General features: G+C 68.5%; 10 protein-coding genes and 1 other RNA gene. All 11 read right to left on the bottom strand.

Annotation, left to right across the window (positions count from 1 at the left end; translation table 11 throughout):
* Position 1 precedes the first annotated feature (1 nt).
* Positions 2 to 529, bottom strand: coding sequence for a carboxymuconolactone decarboxylase family protein (locus tag FOC84_RS20980; protein WP_173146126.1), 528 nt, complete (start codon positions 527 to 529; stop codon positions 2 to 4).
* Positions 530 to 541: 12 nt separating this feature from the next.
* Entirely contained in the window at positions 542 to 1,336 is a 795-nt protein-coding gene (locus FOC84_RS20975) for an ABC transporter permease (protein ID WP_173146125.1), read from the bottom strand.
* A 3-nt stretch (positions 1,337 to 1,339) separates the two neighbouring features.
* Entirely contained in the window at positions 1,340 to 2,149 is an 810-nt protein-coding gene (locus tag FOC84_RS20970; RefSeq protein ID WP_173146124.1) for an ABC transporter ATP-binding protein, read from the bottom strand.
* Entirely contained in the window at positions 2,142 to 3,182 is a 1,041-nt protein-coding gene (locus tag FOC84_RS20965) for an ABC transporter substrate-binding protein (protein ID WP_173146123.1), read from the bottom strand. The genes FOC84_RS20970 and FOC84_RS20965 overlap by 8 nt, the downstream gene beginning before the upstream one ends.
* A gap of 11 nt (positions 3,183 to 3,193) precedes the next feature.
* Positions 3,194 to 4,453: a CaiB/BaiF CoA transferase family protein gene (locus FOC84_RS20960; protein WP_173146122.1), complete on the bottom strand. Its 1,260-nt coding sequence runs from the start codon at positions 4,451 to 4,453 to the stop codon at positions 3,194 to 3,196.
* A 68-nt stretch (positions 4,454 to 4,521) separates the two neighbouring features.
* Positions 4,522 to 5,130 carry a recombination mediator RecR gene (recR, locus tag FOC84_RS20955; RefSeq protein WP_173146121.1) on the bottom strand — a complete coding sequence of 203 codons (609 nt, stop codon included), beginning with the start codon at positions 5,128 to 5,130 and terminating at the stop codon, positions 4,522 to 4,524.
* 19 nt (positions 5,131 to 5,149) lie between these two features.
* Entirely contained in the window at positions 5,150 to 5,476 is a 327-nt protein-coding gene (locus FOC84_RS20950) for a YbaB/EbfC family nucleoid-associated protein (protein ID WP_013395612.1), read from the bottom strand.
* A 45-nt stretch (positions 5,477 to 5,521) separates the two neighbouring features.
* On the bottom strand, positions 5,522 to 7,723 hold the full coding sequence (locus FOC84_RS20945) for a DNA polymerase III subunit gamma/tau (protein ID WP_173146120.1): 2,202 nt from the start codon (positions 7,721 to 7,723) through the stop codon (positions 5,522 to 5,524).
* Positions 7,724 to 7,937: 214 nt separating this feature from the next.
* Positions 7,938 to 8,035: signal recognition particle sRNA small type (gene ffs / locus FOC84_RS20940), an RNA gene on the bottom strand.
* Between the two features lie 238 nt (positions 8,036 to 8,273).
* Positions 8,274 to 11,723: a UvrD-helicase domain-containing protein gene (locus FOC84_RS20935; RefSeq protein ID WP_173146119.1), complete on the bottom strand. Its 3,450-nt coding sequence runs from the start codon at positions 11,721 to 11,723 to the stop codon at positions 8,274 to 8,276.
* Between the two features lie 3 nt (positions 11,724 to 11,726).
* Positions 11,727 to 14,390: a PD-(D/E)XK nuclease family protein gene (locus FOC84_RS20930; RefSeq protein WP_173146118.1), complete on the bottom strand. Its 2,664-nt coding sequence runs from the start codon at positions 14,388 to 14,390 to the stop codon at positions 11,727 to 11,729.
* Between the last annotated feature and the right edge of the window lie 21 nt (positions 14,391 to 14,411).

The following is a 14,411-nucleotide window of genomic DNA, read 5'->3' as shown; positions in this document are numbered from 1 at the left end:
ATCAGCGGTGATCGTGCGAGTGCACCTGCAGCGCTTCCAGGAAGCGCGACACCATGTTGTAGGCCGCCACCGTCGCGGTCAGTTCCACGATGAGTTTTTCCGAACCCATGGCCGCGCGGGCCGCCCGGAACACGGGTTCCGGCACCTGCACATTGCGCGTCATGGCGTCGGTATACGCCAGCACCGCCCTTTCGCGTTCGTCAAACAGGTCCGAACTTTCCCAAGCGTTCAGCGCATCCAGCTGCGCCTGCGACACGCCTTCCTTCAGCGCGATGGGCGCATGCTGGTCGGCCTCGTAGGGCGCGCCGTTGATGGCCGCCACGCGCATGATCACCAGTTCGCGCAGATCGCCGGGCAAGGTGCTGAGCTGGCGGATCGAGGTCAGGTAATTGAGCCAGCCGCCCGCCACGGCGGGGCTGTGCAGCAGCATCTGGTACAGGTGCAGGACGCTGCCGCGCTCGGCGACGATGCGGTCCACCAAGGGCTTGGCTTCGGGGTGGGTCAGGTCGGCGTAGGGTAGGCGGGCCATGGAAAACTCCGGTCAGATCTTTTCGGTTTCGCCGGACCTGGGCTGCCATTTCATCAGCCGCTTTTCGCCCATGCCGACGACGGCGTCCAGCACCAGCGCAAAAGCCGTGAGCACGATGATGCCCGCGAACACGGTGTTCACATCGAAGGTGCCTTCGGCCTGCAGGATCAGGTAGCCGACGCCGCTGGCCGAGCCCAGGTACTCGCCGACCACCGCGCCCACGAAGGCCAGGCCCACCGAGGTATGCAGGCTGGAGAACACCCAGCTGGTGGCGGAAGGCAGGTACACGTGCCGCAGCAGCTGGCGCCGGCGCGCGCCCAGCATCCTGGCGTTGTCCAGCAAGGTGGGGCTGACTTCGCGCACGCCCTGGTAGACGTTGAAGAACACGATGAAGAACACCAGCGTCACCGCCAGCGCCACCTTGGACCAGATGCCCAGGCCGAACCACATGCCGAAGATGGGCGCGAGAATGACGCGCGGCATCGAGTTGGCGGCCTTGATGTAGGGATCGAGGATCGCGCTGGCGCCGGGCGACAGGCCCAGCCACAGGCCGAAGGCCAGGCCGGCGATGGTGCCGATGAAAAAGGCCAGCACGGTCTCGGTCAACGTCACGCCTAGATGGGTGTAGATATCCGCGTTGGTGACGAACCAGGCCCAGATGCGGCCCCACACTTTCAGCGGTTCGCCGAAGAAGAACGCCACCTTGGGATCGCGCGATGCGAAATGCCACGCCAGAAGAATGATGACGAGCAGCAGCAATTGCCAGAAGCGCAGGCTGGCCGAACCGGGTTTGATCAGCTTGGACATGGCTCAGGCTCGCTTCTGTTGGGCATAGCCCTTCAAGACTTCTTCGCGCAGCACGCCCCAGATGGCGGCGTGCAACTCCACAAAGCGCGGATCCGAGCGCACTTCGGCCACGTCGCGCGGACGCGGCAGGTCGATGACGAATTCGCCGATGGGATGCGTGCCGGGCCCTGCCGACAGCACCACCACGCGGTCGCTCATGGCGATGGCCTCGTCCAGGTCGTGCGTGATGAAGAGCACGGCGCGGCGCTTGGCCATCCAGAGGTCCAGGACCTCGTTCTCCATGAGCTGGCGGGTCTGGATGTCCAGCGCCGAGAACGGCTCGTCCATCAAGATGATGTCGGGATCGCGGATCAGCGTCTGCGCCAGCATCGCGCGCTTGCGCATGCCGCCCGACATCTGGTGCGGATAACGGCTCTCGAAGCCGCCCAGGCCGACGCGGCGCATCCATTCGCGGCCGCGCTCCAGCGCCTGCTGGCGCGGCACGCCGGCGAAGTCCAGCCCCGCCACCACGTTGTCCAGCGCGTTGCGCCAGGGCAGCAGGGCCTCACCCTGGAACATGTAGCCGGCCCGCTCATTGATGCCGGACAGCGGCTTCCCGAAGACCTTTACCTGGCCCGACGACGGCGCCAACAAGCCGGCGCCGACGTTGAGCAAGGTGGACTTGCCGCAGCCGGTCGGGCCCACCACCGACACGAACTCGCCCGGCTCGATGGCCAGGGTGGTGTCGCTGACAGCGGTGTAGCGCTGCGACCGGTCGTCGCGGGAGACAAAGGTGCAACTGATGTTTTCCAGCGACAGCGCGGCTTCAGCCATTGGGGTACTTCTCGTTGGCGCGGCGCGCGTAGTCGTTGGTCCAGACCTTGGACGGGTCGATCTTGGCGCCGTCGAAATCCGCCTGGTAGGCGGCCAGCGCCTTGAGCGCGGTGGCCGCGCCATCCTCGGGAATCATGCCGTCCGGCGACAAGCCTTCCAGGCTCTTGGCGATGGCGGCCTTGTACACGGCCGGATCGCCCAGCAGATAGGTTTCCGGCACGACCTTGGCGATTTCGTCGGCGCCGGCCTTCTGGATCCACTTGTCGGCGCGCACCAGGGCGTTGGCCAGGGCCTGGGTGGTGTTGGGGTTGGCGTCGATGAAGGCTTGCGGCGCATACAGGCAGCCCGCCGGCATGTTGCCGCCGAAGATGTCCTTGGTGTCCTTGAGCGTGCGCGTGTCGACGATGATCTGGATGTCGCCCGGCATTTCCAGCATCGACACCACGGGGTCGGTATTGGAGATGGCGTCGATCTGGCCGCTGCGCAGCGCGGTCACCGCGCCGGCGCCCGCGCCCACGCCGATGATGGAGACATCCGAGGCCTTCAGGCCGTGCTTGGCCAGGAAGAAGCTGACCACCATGTTGGTGGACGAGCCCGGCGCGGTCACGCCGATCTTCTTGCCCTTCAGGTCGGCGGGACCCTTGTAGTTGGGCAGGTTCTTCTTGGACACGCCCACGCCTATCATCGGCGCGCGGCCCTGCAGCACGAAGGCGCGATAGGCCTGGCCCTTGGACTGCATGGACAAGGTGTGTTCGAAGGCGCCCGACACGATGTCGGCGCTGCCGCCCACCACGGCCTGCAAGGCCTTGGAGCCACCCGCGAAGTCGGCGATGCTGACGTCCAGCCCTTCGTCCTTGAAGTAGCCGCGGGCTTCCGCGATGGACAAGGGGAGATAGTAGATCAGCGGCTTGCCGCCGACTGCGATCTGGACCTTGGTCTTCTCCAGCTTCTGCGCGCGCACGATGGCGGGCGCCATGCCCATGACGCCGGCGGCGCCGGCCATCTTGAGCAGATCACGGCGAGTGACTGACATGTGGTTGTCTCCTAGTTGTCGGGCAGACCGATAGCGCCGGTCTTTGCCAGCTCTTCTATAGCCGCTGAATCATACCCCAGCGATTTCAGGACTTCCTCGGTATGTTCCCCTAATACCGGGCCCACCCAGCGCGTCTCGCCGGGCGTCTCCGACAGTTTGGGCACCACGGCCGGCAGCTTGACCGGCGTGCCGTCGGGGAAACGATGCTGCTCTATCATGCGGCGCGCCAGGAACTGCGGATCGCTGAACATGTCGGCCACGCTGTAGATCTTGCCCACGGGCACGTCGGCGCACTTGAGGACGCCCAGCGCCTCTTCGATGCCGCGCGCGCCGCACCACTGCTGGATGGCGCCGTCGATCTCTTCCACGCGCTTGGCGCGGCCATCGTTGCGCACCAGCCCTGGATCCGTGGCCAGGTCGTCGCGGCCGATGGCGCGCATCAGCCGGTGGAAGATCGCGTCGCCGTTGCCGGCGATGACGATGTTCTGGCCATCGCGGGTGGTGTAGGTATTCGAAGGCACGATGCCGGGCAACGCGCCGCCCGTGCGCTCGCGCACCACGCCGGCCACGTCGTATTCGGGCACCAGGCTTTCCATCATGTTGAACACGGCCTCGTACAGCGCCACGTCCACCATCTGGCCCTGCCCCGCCTGGCAATCCGCGCCCTGCTTGCCGTTCCAGCGCCCGCCCGTGGCGTCGCGGTGGCGCAGCGCCATCATGGCGCCGATGACACCATGCAGGGCGGCGATGGAATCGCCGATCGAGATACCGACGCGCAGGGGCGGCCGGTCGGGATGGCCCGACACGTAGCGCAGCCCGCCCATGGATTCGCCGATGGCGCCGAAACCGGGCTGGTCCTTCATGGGACCGGTCTGCCCATAGCCGGACAGGCGCACCATGATGAGCGCGGGGTTGATCGCGCGTAGCTGTTCGTAGCCCAGCCCCCACTTCTCGAGCACGCCCGGCCGGTAGTTCTCGACCACCACGTCGGCGTCCAGCGCCAACTTGCAGGCGATTTCGCGCGCGCGCGGGTCTTTCAGGTTAAGGGCAATGGATTGCTTGTTGCGGGCCTGCACCGTCCACCAGAGGGAATTGCCCTCGTGCAGATGGCGCCAGCTGCGGATGGGATCGCCGCCGCCCGTGCCGTCAGGCCCGTGGGGCGTTTCCACCTTGATGACGTCGGCGCCGAATTCGCCGAAGATGCGCGCGGCAAAAGGACCGGCGATGAGCGTGCCGAGTTCCAGGACCTTCAGTCCGGTCAGCGCTGACATGGTTTGTCTACCTCACTGTTTTTGCCTTTGCCGATACATTGCCGGCAAGGCGTTCTGGTACTGCGGAGTCAGGTGGTCTTGCGCTCCATCAGGGCCCAGGCGATGGTCCCGGCGTCCACGTATTCCAGTTCGCTGCCGGCAGGCACGCCGCGCGCCAGCCGCGTGACCCGCAGGCCGCGCTCGCCCAGCGCTTCGCCCAGGAAGTGGGCGGTGGTTTCGCCTTCGGCGGTGAAGTTGGTGGCCAGGATGACTTCCTGCACCGCGCCGTCGGTCGCGCGCTTGATCACCCGCTCGAAATCCAGCTCGCGCGGACCGATCCCTTCGAGCGGCGCGACGCGGCCCATCAGCACGTAGTACAGGCCGCGGTAGCCGTGGCTGGACTCGATCATGTTCTGGTCGGCCGGCGTCTCGACGATGCACAGCAGCGAGGGATCGCGCTTGGGATTGACGCAGGTGCCGCAGACCTCGTCTTCCGAGAAGCTGTTGCAGCGGGCGCAATGCTTCAAGTCATGCACCGCGCCCGCCAGCGCCCGCCCCAGCATGTCCGCGCCTTGCGGATCATGCTGCAGCAGGTGATAGGCCATGCGCCGAGCGGAGCGCACGCCCACGCCGGGCAGGCGCCGCAGCGCCTCGATCAGCGAGACGAGCGGCTCGGGTTCAGGCAGTAGCGGGTCCATTGCGGCCTTGGGGCTGCGTTCAGAACGGCAGCTTCATGCCCGGGGGCAGCGGCATGCCGGCGGTGACCGAAGCCATCTTTTCCTGGGAGGTGGCTTCGGCCTTGCGCAGCGCGTCGTTGAACGCGGCGGCGACCAGGTCTTCCAGCATGTCCTTGTCGTCGCCCAGCAGCGACGGGTCGATGGCGACGCGTTTGACGTCGTGGCGGCAGGTCATGGTGACCTTGACCAGGCCGCCGCCGGAGGCGCCTTCGACCTGGATATCGGCCAGCGCGTCCTGCGCCTTCTTCATGTTTTCCTGCATTTGCTGCGCCTGGCGCATCAGGCCGGCCAGTTGTCCTTTCATCATGATCGATGCTTCCTTGAACGAGGGGAATAAGAGATAGCCGCCGCTTCAGGCAGCGGCGGCGGGGGAATCGACGTGGCGGATCGAGCCGGGCACGACCTGGCCGCCGAAATCGGCGACGAGCGCCTGTACAAAGGGGTCGACGGCGACCGCGTCTTCGGCGGCCTGCTGGCGGGCGGCACGTTCGGCCTGGGCCACGGCATGCGCCGTCGCCTCGCCCGTCACGCCAACCTCGACGTCCAGCCGGATGCCCTGGCCGAAATGTTCGCACAGCACCGTCTGCAGACGGACGCGGCTTTCGCTCTCGGCCAGTGTCTTGACGGCGACGCGCAGGATGACGGCATCGCCCTGCACGCCGGCCCACGCGCTCTGGCGCGCCAGCTCCGCCGCCAGGCCGGTGACCGGCAGGCGGGCGGCCAGCTCGGGCCAGGTTTCCGAAGTCATGTCCGTCAGGCGGGCGCGCGAAGACTGCCGCTTGCGCGCGGGCGCGGGGCCTTCGCGCCGGGCAGGCGCGGCGGCGGGCGGCGCAGCCGAGGGCGCGCTGGCCAGGGTTTCAAAATCATCGTCGTCGGGGTCCGACGTAAAACCGTTATCCGGCGCGAAACCGCCTTCGGCTTCGAACGGGATTTCTTCGTCGACCCAGGAGGGCGGGCCACCGCCATCGTCGGCCTGCGGCGCGGGCACGGGCGCAATGGCCGCGGCGGTAGCCGGCGTGACCGCCAGCGCCGCCGAACCGGCGGTCTTGCCGGCCTCGGACTCGGACGCCGCCGGCGCATCGGGCGGCAGGTCTTCCCAAGGCGGCACGCCGCCGGCCTGGGCGGCTTGCGGGGCTTGCGCCGCAGCGACAGGTTCGGGCTCTGCTGCAACGGGCGCGGGCTCGGAGACCTGCGCGGCGGTCGCGGGAGCGACAGACTCGGCGGCCACAGGCGTTTGCGGAGCAACAGGCGATGCCTGGACTGCGGGCGCGGACTCGGGAGCGGGCGCGGATGCCGGCGCAGCAACTGCCGCTGCGGCAGTCGTCGGAGCGGGGGCGGCGGCCGCGGCAGGAGCAGGCTGGGCTTGCGCCACGACGGGCGCAGGCGCGGCAACCGGCGCGGCGGCTACAGCCGCGTCGGCCGTCTGGCGGGCCGGCGCGGCGGGCGCTTCAAGCGCAGTCTGAGGACCGGCGTCGCCGTTGAGCGCCAGCATGCGCAAGCAGGCCATGATGAAGCCCGCGTACTCGTCAGGCGCCAGGGTCAGTTCGCTGCGGCTATGCACCGCCACCGAATAGAAAAGCTGCACGGCGTCGGGATGCAGGACCTGCGCCAGCCGGGCGATGTCGCCGGCCAGCGGGTCCTCCGCCGGCGTCACGCCGCGCACGCGCTGCTCGATGGCCACGCGCGACAGCAGCACGGCCAGGTCGGCCAGCGCGCCGGCATACGACAGGCCGCGGATGGCCAGTTCGTCCGCTACCGCCAGCACGCCCTTGGCGTCGCCGGAGGACAAGGCATCCAGCAGGCGCACCAGATGCCGCTGATCGATGGTGCCGAGCATGCCGCGCACGGCGTCCTCGGTCAGATTGCCGGCGCTATAGGCGATGGCCTGGTCGGTCAGCGACAGGGCGTCGCGCATGGAGCCCGAAGCCGCTTGCCCGATCAGCCGCAGGGCCGGCACCTCGAAGCCCACGTCTTCCTGTCCGAGCACGGCCTGCAGATGGCCGACGATGGAGTCGGCCGGCATCTGCTTCAGGTTGAACTGCAGGCAGCGCGACAGCACCGTCACCGGAATCTTCTGCGGGTCGGTGGTCGCGAGGATGAATTTGACGTGCGGTGGCGGCTCTTCCAGCGTCTTGAGCATGGCATTGAACGCATGCCCGGTCAGCATGTGGACTTCGTCGATCATGTAGACCTTGAAGCGCCCCGCTCCCGGCGCGTACACCGCCTGTTCCAGCAGCTGCGTCATTTCCTCGACGCCGCGGTTCGAAGCCGCGTCCAGTTCGAGGTAGTCGACGAAACGTCCGGCATCGATCTCCGTGCAGGCGCGACAGACGCCGCAAGGCTTGGAAGTGATGCCTGTTTCGCAGTTGAGCGACTTGGCCAGGATGCGCGAGAGCGTGGTCTTGCCCACGCCGCGGGTTCCTGTGAACAGCCAGGCGTGATGCAGGCGTTGGGTATCGAGCGCATGCGTCAGCGCGCGCACCACGTGATCCTGTCCCACGAGGGTATCGAACGATCTCGGCCGCCACTTGCGGGCCAGTACCAGATAAGTCATGGGTGGATTGTAGAGCCTGTTTCGCAAGCTGGCCCGAAATGGCCGGTCCAGCTCGTGGGGTTCGGCGCAGGAGCATGACATCCATGCTCCGCGCGGCCTGAAACGCAAAGGGGACGGGTTTATTCCCGTGGAACGTATCCTTGGAAAATAACCCCGTCCCCCTTGAAAGCGACGACATCATGGATAGTCATGACGCGTTGCTTTGAAGAATCCGGTTGGCGAGCCTTACTCCGGCACTGACCCTAAACGACTATGGCTGCTTCGTTCCCGACCTGACCAGGTTCACCGCCGAACCATGCGGAGGGGCCCGCCAGCCGAGATTCTAGCAGAGCTGCGCTTCGCTTGCTTGCTAGCCTCTCGGCCGGCGGGCCCCAGGGGGCAGTATGTGAGCCCCCTCCCCAGCCCTCCCCCCGGGGGGGAGGGGGTTAGGACGTCGCTTCGCTGGTCCTGTCGGCTCGCTACGCTTTGCCTTGCTAGGCTGGCTCGCTGTGCCTTGCTTGCTGGATTTTCGTACTGAGTTGAAGGCCTTGGGGTTTGCGTTACCTCGGTGCTATTCCTTCAGGTCGATCCAGGCGCGAGCTCTTGGGAAGTAGAGGGCGGCGCGGGCGCTGCGGCCGTCTAGGGCGGTGACTTGGGCGCAGTAGCGCAGCAGTTGGTCGCCGTGGCGCTGGCGCATGCGGGTGGCGAAGGCGGTGGGGGTTTCGCCGGGGTGCGGGCGGCCGGTTTTGTAGTCGACGATGAGCCAGCCGTCTTCGGTGCTGAGGGCCAGGTCAATCACGGAGACTTTGCCGGCGGCGTCGATCAGGGGCCATTCGCGGCGGGCGCCGGATTGCGATAGCAGCCACAGGCCGCGTTCGTCGGCCAGGGTGGCTTGCAGGGTTTGCAGCACGGCTTCGGAGGCCTCGTCCGCCTGGCTGGCGGGGATGCCCGCGCGCGTCAGCTGGCGGCGCATGGCGGGCTGGCGTTGGGCCAGCGCGTCGGCGGACCAGGCGTGCACGCCGTCCTGGCCGATGCGTGCCAGCCAGGCGTGCGACAAGGTGCCGATGGCGGCGTCGTAGCCGGCTTCCAGCTGCCAGGCGGGATGCTCGCCGCCATCGCCCCAGGCGCCGCGCGCCGTGGCGCCAAAGCCGGGGCTGACCGCCACGTCGGCCATGCGCGCCAATTGCGCGAGGCCGGCGCGATCGACGCGCCGCAAGGGCTCGCCCTGCCACTCGGGGCCGTCGGCTTCCTGCCCCATGGTTTCGCCGTCGAGCGAGGGCGGGACCGGCACGGCAAGGCATGGCCACAAGCGTCCCAGCAGGCTGGCGGACGACGGCGTCTTGACCTGGCCGCTGGCCTCGTCCACCGACACGTGGCCCACGAGATGCAGGCGCTTGCGCGCCCGCGTCGCCGCCACGTACAACAGGCGGTCGATTTCGTAGGAGGCGCGGCGCGCCTCGCGCGCGCCCAGGTAGCGCGACAAGGGGTCGGCCTCGGTTTCTGCGCGCGGCTTGACCGGGCCGAACAGCACGCGGCCGCCGCTCTGCTCGAAGCGCACCAGCGGCGCCTGATCGCCGCGCGGCGCGCGGTGCAGGCCGTAGAGGATGACGGTCTCGAATTGCAGGCCCTTGGACTTGTGCATGGTCATGATCTCGACCGCGCCCGCGTCTTCGTCCGCGGCATCCGGCGCGGCGAACAACCGCGCGATTCCCGAATCCAGCGCCGCGGCGTCGATGGCGCCATGCGGCGCCAGGCGCTCGACCAGCTGGAACAGGCTTTCCGCGTCGTTGGCCACGGACAGGCCGGCGTACAGCGCCGGGCCGCCCAGGCGGCGCCACAGCGACTCCACCCAGGCCGCGAACGGCATGGCGCCGGAGGCGTTTCGCTTGTCGAGCAAGACACCCGCGACCTGCCGCAAGCGTTCGAACTCGTCTGGGCCGAGCACGCTCTGCGCCGATGGCGTTTCCGGCGCAGCGGGCGCCGCGTCGAACAATGAACCTTGAGGCGCGCTGGCAGCGGCCGCAGGCGCGGTCTGCGGCGTGATGCGCAGCGCGCGCTCCAGCAGCACCGGCACTGGCGTGATCTGATCGTCGCCGAACAAGCGCTGCAGGGACGTCAGCGTCAGGCCGCAATACGGTGCGCGCAGCACCGACAGCCAGGCCAGGCGGTCGCCTGGATGCGACAAGGCCCGCACCAGTTGCACCAGGTCCGCCACCACCGGCCGCAGGGCCAGCGGCACCAGGTCCACCGCGCGGCAGCGTATGCCTTCCTGCGCCAGGCGGCGGGTCAGGTTGCCCAGATGGCTGCGCGCCCGCACCAGCACGGCGACGGGATGCTTGGCGCCCTTATGGTCGATCAGCGCCTGGCGCACCAAGGCCACCGCAATGTCCTCGGCCTGCGTTTCGGCCGGGGCCGCGCCTTCGCGCGACCACGCCGGATGGAAGCGCACCGCGGGTTCCGCCAACGCCTCGTGGAAAGCGGTGGACGGGCTGTAGGCGATGGCTCCCGCCGCCGCATCGCTGCGCCGGGGCAGCAATTGTGCAAACGACTGGTTGACCCATTCGACGATGCCGGCCTGCGAGCGGAAGTTGTCGGTGAGGTTGAGAAAATCCGGCTGCAGCTCGCCCACGCCTTTGTCGGCGACTTCCAGGAAAAGGCCCACTTCCGCCTTGCGGAAACGGTAGATGGACTGCATCGGGTCGCCCACCAGGAACAGGCTGCGGCCGTCGCCCTGCTGCCAGCCCGAGGTGAGCGTACGCAGCAGGTCGAGCTGGGTCTGGCTGGTGTCCTGAAACTCATCGATGAGCAAATGGCGGATCGAGGCGTCCAGCTTCAGCAGCAGTTCGCCGGGATCGTCGGCGCTGCCCAGCGCGGCCGCGGCGCGCTGCGAGATCTCGATGAAATCGACCTCGCCCGTATCGGCGAAGCGCAGCCGCAGCTGCGCCACCGCCAACGCCAGGGTCATCAGCTGCGCGCCCAGCACTTCCCATTGTGCGTCGGTGAAATGCGGCGCGGGCACGTCGCGCACCGCATGCAGGCGGCGCACCCAGGCGGCGTCCGCGTCGGCGGCTTCCAGCCACGCCACGAACGGTTCCTTGTGCGCGCACTTGGCCGGAAAGCCCAGGTTCTTGTTGACGGTCTTGCGCAAGGTCCCGGTGCCGGTCAGCAGCAGGTGCGCGACGGCTTGCCACTGGTCCAGCGCTTCGGCGTCAGGCGGCAGTTCTTCCGTCCAGTCCAGCAGGGCCAGCAGCTTGTTTTCCCCTTCACCGTCCTGCAGGCTGGCGGCGGCCAGCCGCGCCGCGCCGCACAGCGCCTCGGCCCAGCCATAGGGCATGGCTTCGCACAGCGCGTCCAGATCTTCGCCTATGGCCTCGGCCAGCATGGCTTCCATGCCCTCGCGGTCGGAACCGTGGCGCAGCAGCGGCAGCCATTGGTCGCGCTGCCCCAGCATATCGGCGATGGCTTCCTTGGCCGCCTGCACGTCCACGTCCAGGTGCTTGAGCAGGATGCGTACGGCCTCGTAATCGTCGGCAAGGTCCAGGGTGGCGCGCGCGGCGGCCTCGTAGTGGGCGCGCGCGTCGTCGGTGATCTCGGGCATGCCGCCCAGCTCCGACAGCCACGGCATGCTGCGCACCAGGCCCGCGCAGAATGAGTCGATGGTGCGGATGGCCAGCCGCGCCGGATGGTCCAGCAGATGCCAGCCTTGCTCGTCATTGCGCGCCAGCGCGGCGCGGGCCAGCTCCCAGCTGCGGCGCTCGTGCATGGCATCGGGCGGCGCGTCCAATCCGCGGCGCAGCTTGCTGAGCACGCGCGCGTGCATTTCGGACGCGGCCTTGCGCGTGAAGGTGATGGCGACGATTTCTTCCGGACGGTTCACGGTCGCCAGCAGCGCCAGAATCCGGTCCGTCAGCAGTTCGGTCTTGCCGGAGCCGGCCGGCGCCTGCACCAGGAATGAGCGTGTCGGGTCCAGCGCGTCGGCGCGCGCAACGTGGTCGTGCGGCAAGCGTTCTTGTTCAGCCATGGCTCATGCGTCCTCATCGTCCAGATGCAAACGCAGGAACGGCAATGCATCGCAGTATTTCAAATCGTCGCGGCGATAGGCCACGTTGGCCGCGTAGCCCGCGACATACTCGTCGGCCAGCGCTTCGATGGCCGTGCGCCAGCGTTGCCGGATCTCCAGCCAGGACAGCCCCTCGAAGTATTTGCTGTCGCTGGCGAGGGTCACGCCGGGCACGCCCAGATCCTCGTCGGCCAGCCCTTGCGCGGCGACCTGCCGCGCATGGATCTGCGCCAGCACCAGGCCTGCCACTTCGCCGCCGGCGGCGTCCGCCAGCACCGATGCGTAAAACGGTAGTTGCACGTTCACGGGGCGGTTGCGCGACCAGTCCGGCTCGGGCTTGGCCGCCGCCACGCCGGTCTTGTAGTCCACGATGACGTTGCGACCGTCGCCCAGCGTGTCGATGCGGTCCAGGCGCAATTTCAGGTTGAGCGCGCCGCGCTGCCATTGATGGTTCTTTTCCACCTGCGCCACCGCGAAGGGCAGGCGCTGCGCCTCCATGTCCAGCCAGGACGCCAACACGGTTTGGGCGCGCTGACATTCCAGCGTGCGCAAGGCAGGCGCGTAGTCCTTCAGTTCCTCGTCCGCGGCCTGCGCCACTGCCTGCTCCAGCAAGGCTGGCAGGCGCCCCGAGGCCATGACCTCGTGCAGCGCATCCTGGTCGGGCATCATGCCCCACACCAGTTCCAGCGCCTTGTGCAGGAACTGGCCGCGCACGTTGACAGTCGCCGCGTCGGCATAAGGCGCCATTTCGCGTCCGCCCAGACGATGCCGCACAAAGGCCCAGAGCGGATTGCGCGCCTGCGTATCGAGCACGTCCAGGCCGCCGCCGCCCCGGTTGCCGGCCGCCAGCGCCGGCCCCTGCGCATCGTCCAGTGATTCCTGCGGCAAGGCCGGCAGTGCTTCAGCCGCGGCGGGCGTCCAATCCGTCAGCATTGCCGCCGCGATCAGCGGCGACGGCCGCAGTTCGCGCTCGCCATCCATGTGCGCGTGGCTGACGATGATCTCGGGCGCGCAGCGGCACAGCGCGGCATACATGCCCTCGGCCCATTCGCGTTCGCGCTCGGGCGTGGCGCGTGGCGCCTTGGCCTGGCGCAGCACGGCCAGCGGCAACAGCGGGTTGGGTTTGGGCGATGCGGGCAACACGTCGTCCGTCAGGCCCAGCATCCAAACGCCGTCCCAGTAGCCGCCCTCGGCCTCCAGCAAGCCCAGCACGTCCAGGCGCGCCAACGGGTCGCGCTGCGGTTGGAACGAAGCGGAACGCGCCACGCTTTGCAGCAGATTGACGGCAGCCACGCCGCCCAGGCGACCGGCAGCCGGCGCCAGCGCCGAAAAGCTGCCCAGCGCATCGCCCAATGCACCCATCACCTGATAGCCGACGCTGTCCAGCACGCCTTCGCCGGGAAAACCCAGCGCCATGAGGGCGGCCTTCATGCGCAGCATCCACACATCGCATGTGGCCTGGCGGCCGCCTTGCGTCCAGATCTCCATGGCCTGGTTCCAGGCCTGCGCCAGCGACGGCAGATCCGCCAGCAGCTTGCGCCAATCCTGCGGGCCGACATGCAATTGCGCCTGGCGCCGCCAGCGCGCATCGATCGAGGCCAGCCGCGCGCGGTCGCGCACGTCGCCCGCGCAATGCCCGCCCAACAGGGCCGCGCCCAGCACGTCGACGCCGCAGCCCTTGCCCGGCGCGCATTCGGCCAGAGCGCGCAGCCATGCCAGCGCGGCGCGCGCCATGGGCCATTCGTTCAAGGGGCGGCCCACCGCCACGTTGAAGGCGAGCGCGGCTTCGCCGCCGCGTCCAGCCAGGGCCTGGCTCAGCACCCGCCGCGCGAACGGCGACTCCGCTTCCAGCTGGGGCGAGACGATGGCGTAGCGGCCCTGCGGATGCGCCTTCAGGTGCTCGGCCGCCCAAGCCGCAGCGGCACGCCATTCCGCGCCTTGATCCGCGGCCTCGAACCTGCGCGCCCCTGTTTCGACGCGCTGCGCATCGCGCCACTGCGCGACGGCCGCGCCCTGATCTTCGAAGGCGCGCAGCAACCGGCGAAAGCGCGGCGATATGTCCGTGAACCCCGCCAGCACCAGTTGGCGCGGGATGGCCAGGCGCCCATTCTCCAGCGCCCGCAGCACGCGCGCGTAGCCCTGATTGGCGTCCTCGGCATCGATGCCGGCCAGCGCCTGGCGATAGCGCGTGCGCCATCTCGCAAAGCCGTTGTACTCGTCGGTGTCGGCGCCCGAAGGCACTTGCAGTTCCCACTCGTCCATCAGCAGGTCCGCGTCCATGGACAAGCGCGCCGCCTGGCTGGCGTCCAGCAGCACGCGCTCGGCCTCTTCGGCGCGGATCGCCTCGGTCCACACCAGCTGCGTGGCGAAGCTGTCCAGCCGGTAGGCGGGCACCTCGTCATCGGTCTCGAACGCAAGTTCGTTGGCGGCATCGGCCAGCCAGGCGGACAGCGGCAGGATGCGCGGCAATTCGCTGACCTGGCGCTCCTGGCGCAGCAGGCCTGCGAGTTCCAGCGTGAGGCGCCGCGACAAGCGGTTGTTCACCGTCAGCACCAGCGTATCGGCGGCGGGCATGCCGCCGATGTCCGGCAGCGATAGATCGGGATAGGAGGGCGATGAGTCCTGCATGGGCATCCGGAGCGCCCGCCC

Source organism: Achromobacter pestifer, from assembly GCF_013267355.1.
GTDB lineage: Bacteria > Pseudomonadota > Gammaproteobacteria > Burkholderiales > Burkholderiaceae_B > Achromobacter > Achromobacter pestifer_A.
The sequence above is the reverse complement of the archived record's forward strand: the minus strand, read 5'-3'. Positions and strand labels throughout refer to the sequence as shown.

Excerpts from the sequence above, each read along its gene's own strand:
- FOC84_RS20980 (WP_173146126.1), bottom strand. The coding sequence starts at position 529 with ATGGCCCGCCTACCCTACGCCGACCTGACCCACCCCGAAGCCAAGCCC.
- FOC84_RS20975 (WP_173146125.1), bottom strand. The coding sequence starts at position 1,336 with ATGTCCAAGCTGATCAAACCCGGTTCGGCCAGCCTGCGCTTCTGGCAA.
- FOC84_RS20970 (WP_173146124.1), bottom strand. The coding sequence starts at position 2,149 with ATGGCTGAAGCCGCGCTGTCGCTGGAAAACATCAGTTGCACCTTTGTC.
- FOC84_RS20965 (WP_173146123.1), bottom strand. The coding sequence starts at position 3,182 with ATGTCAGTCACTCGCCGTGATCTGCTCAAGATGGCCGGCGCCGCCGGC.
- FOC84_RS20960 (WP_173146122.1), bottom strand. The coding sequence starts at position 4,453 with ATGTCAGCGCTGACCGGACTGAAGGTCCTGGAACTCGGCACGCTCATC.
- recR (WP_173146121.1), bottom strand. The coding sequence starts at position 5,130 with ATGGACCCGCTACTGCCTGAACCCGAGCCGCTCGTCTCGCTGATCGAG.
- FOC84_RS20950 (WP_013395612.1), bottom strand. The coding sequence starts at position 5,476 with ATGATGAAAGGACAACTGGCCGGCCTGATGCGCCAGGCGCAGCAAATG.
- FOC84_RS20945 (WP_173146120.1), bottom strand. The coding sequence starts at position 7,723 with ATGACTTATCTGGTACTGGCCCGCAAGTGGCGGCCGAGATCGTTCGAT.
- FOC84_RS20935 (WP_173146119.1), bottom strand. The coding sequence starts at position 11,723 with ATGGCTGAACAAGAACGCTTGCCGCACGACCACGTTGCGCGCGCCGAC.
- FOC84_RS20930 (WP_173146118.1), bottom strand. The coding sequence starts at position 14,390 with ATGCAGGACTCATCGCCCTCCTATCCCGATCTATCGCTGCCGGACATC.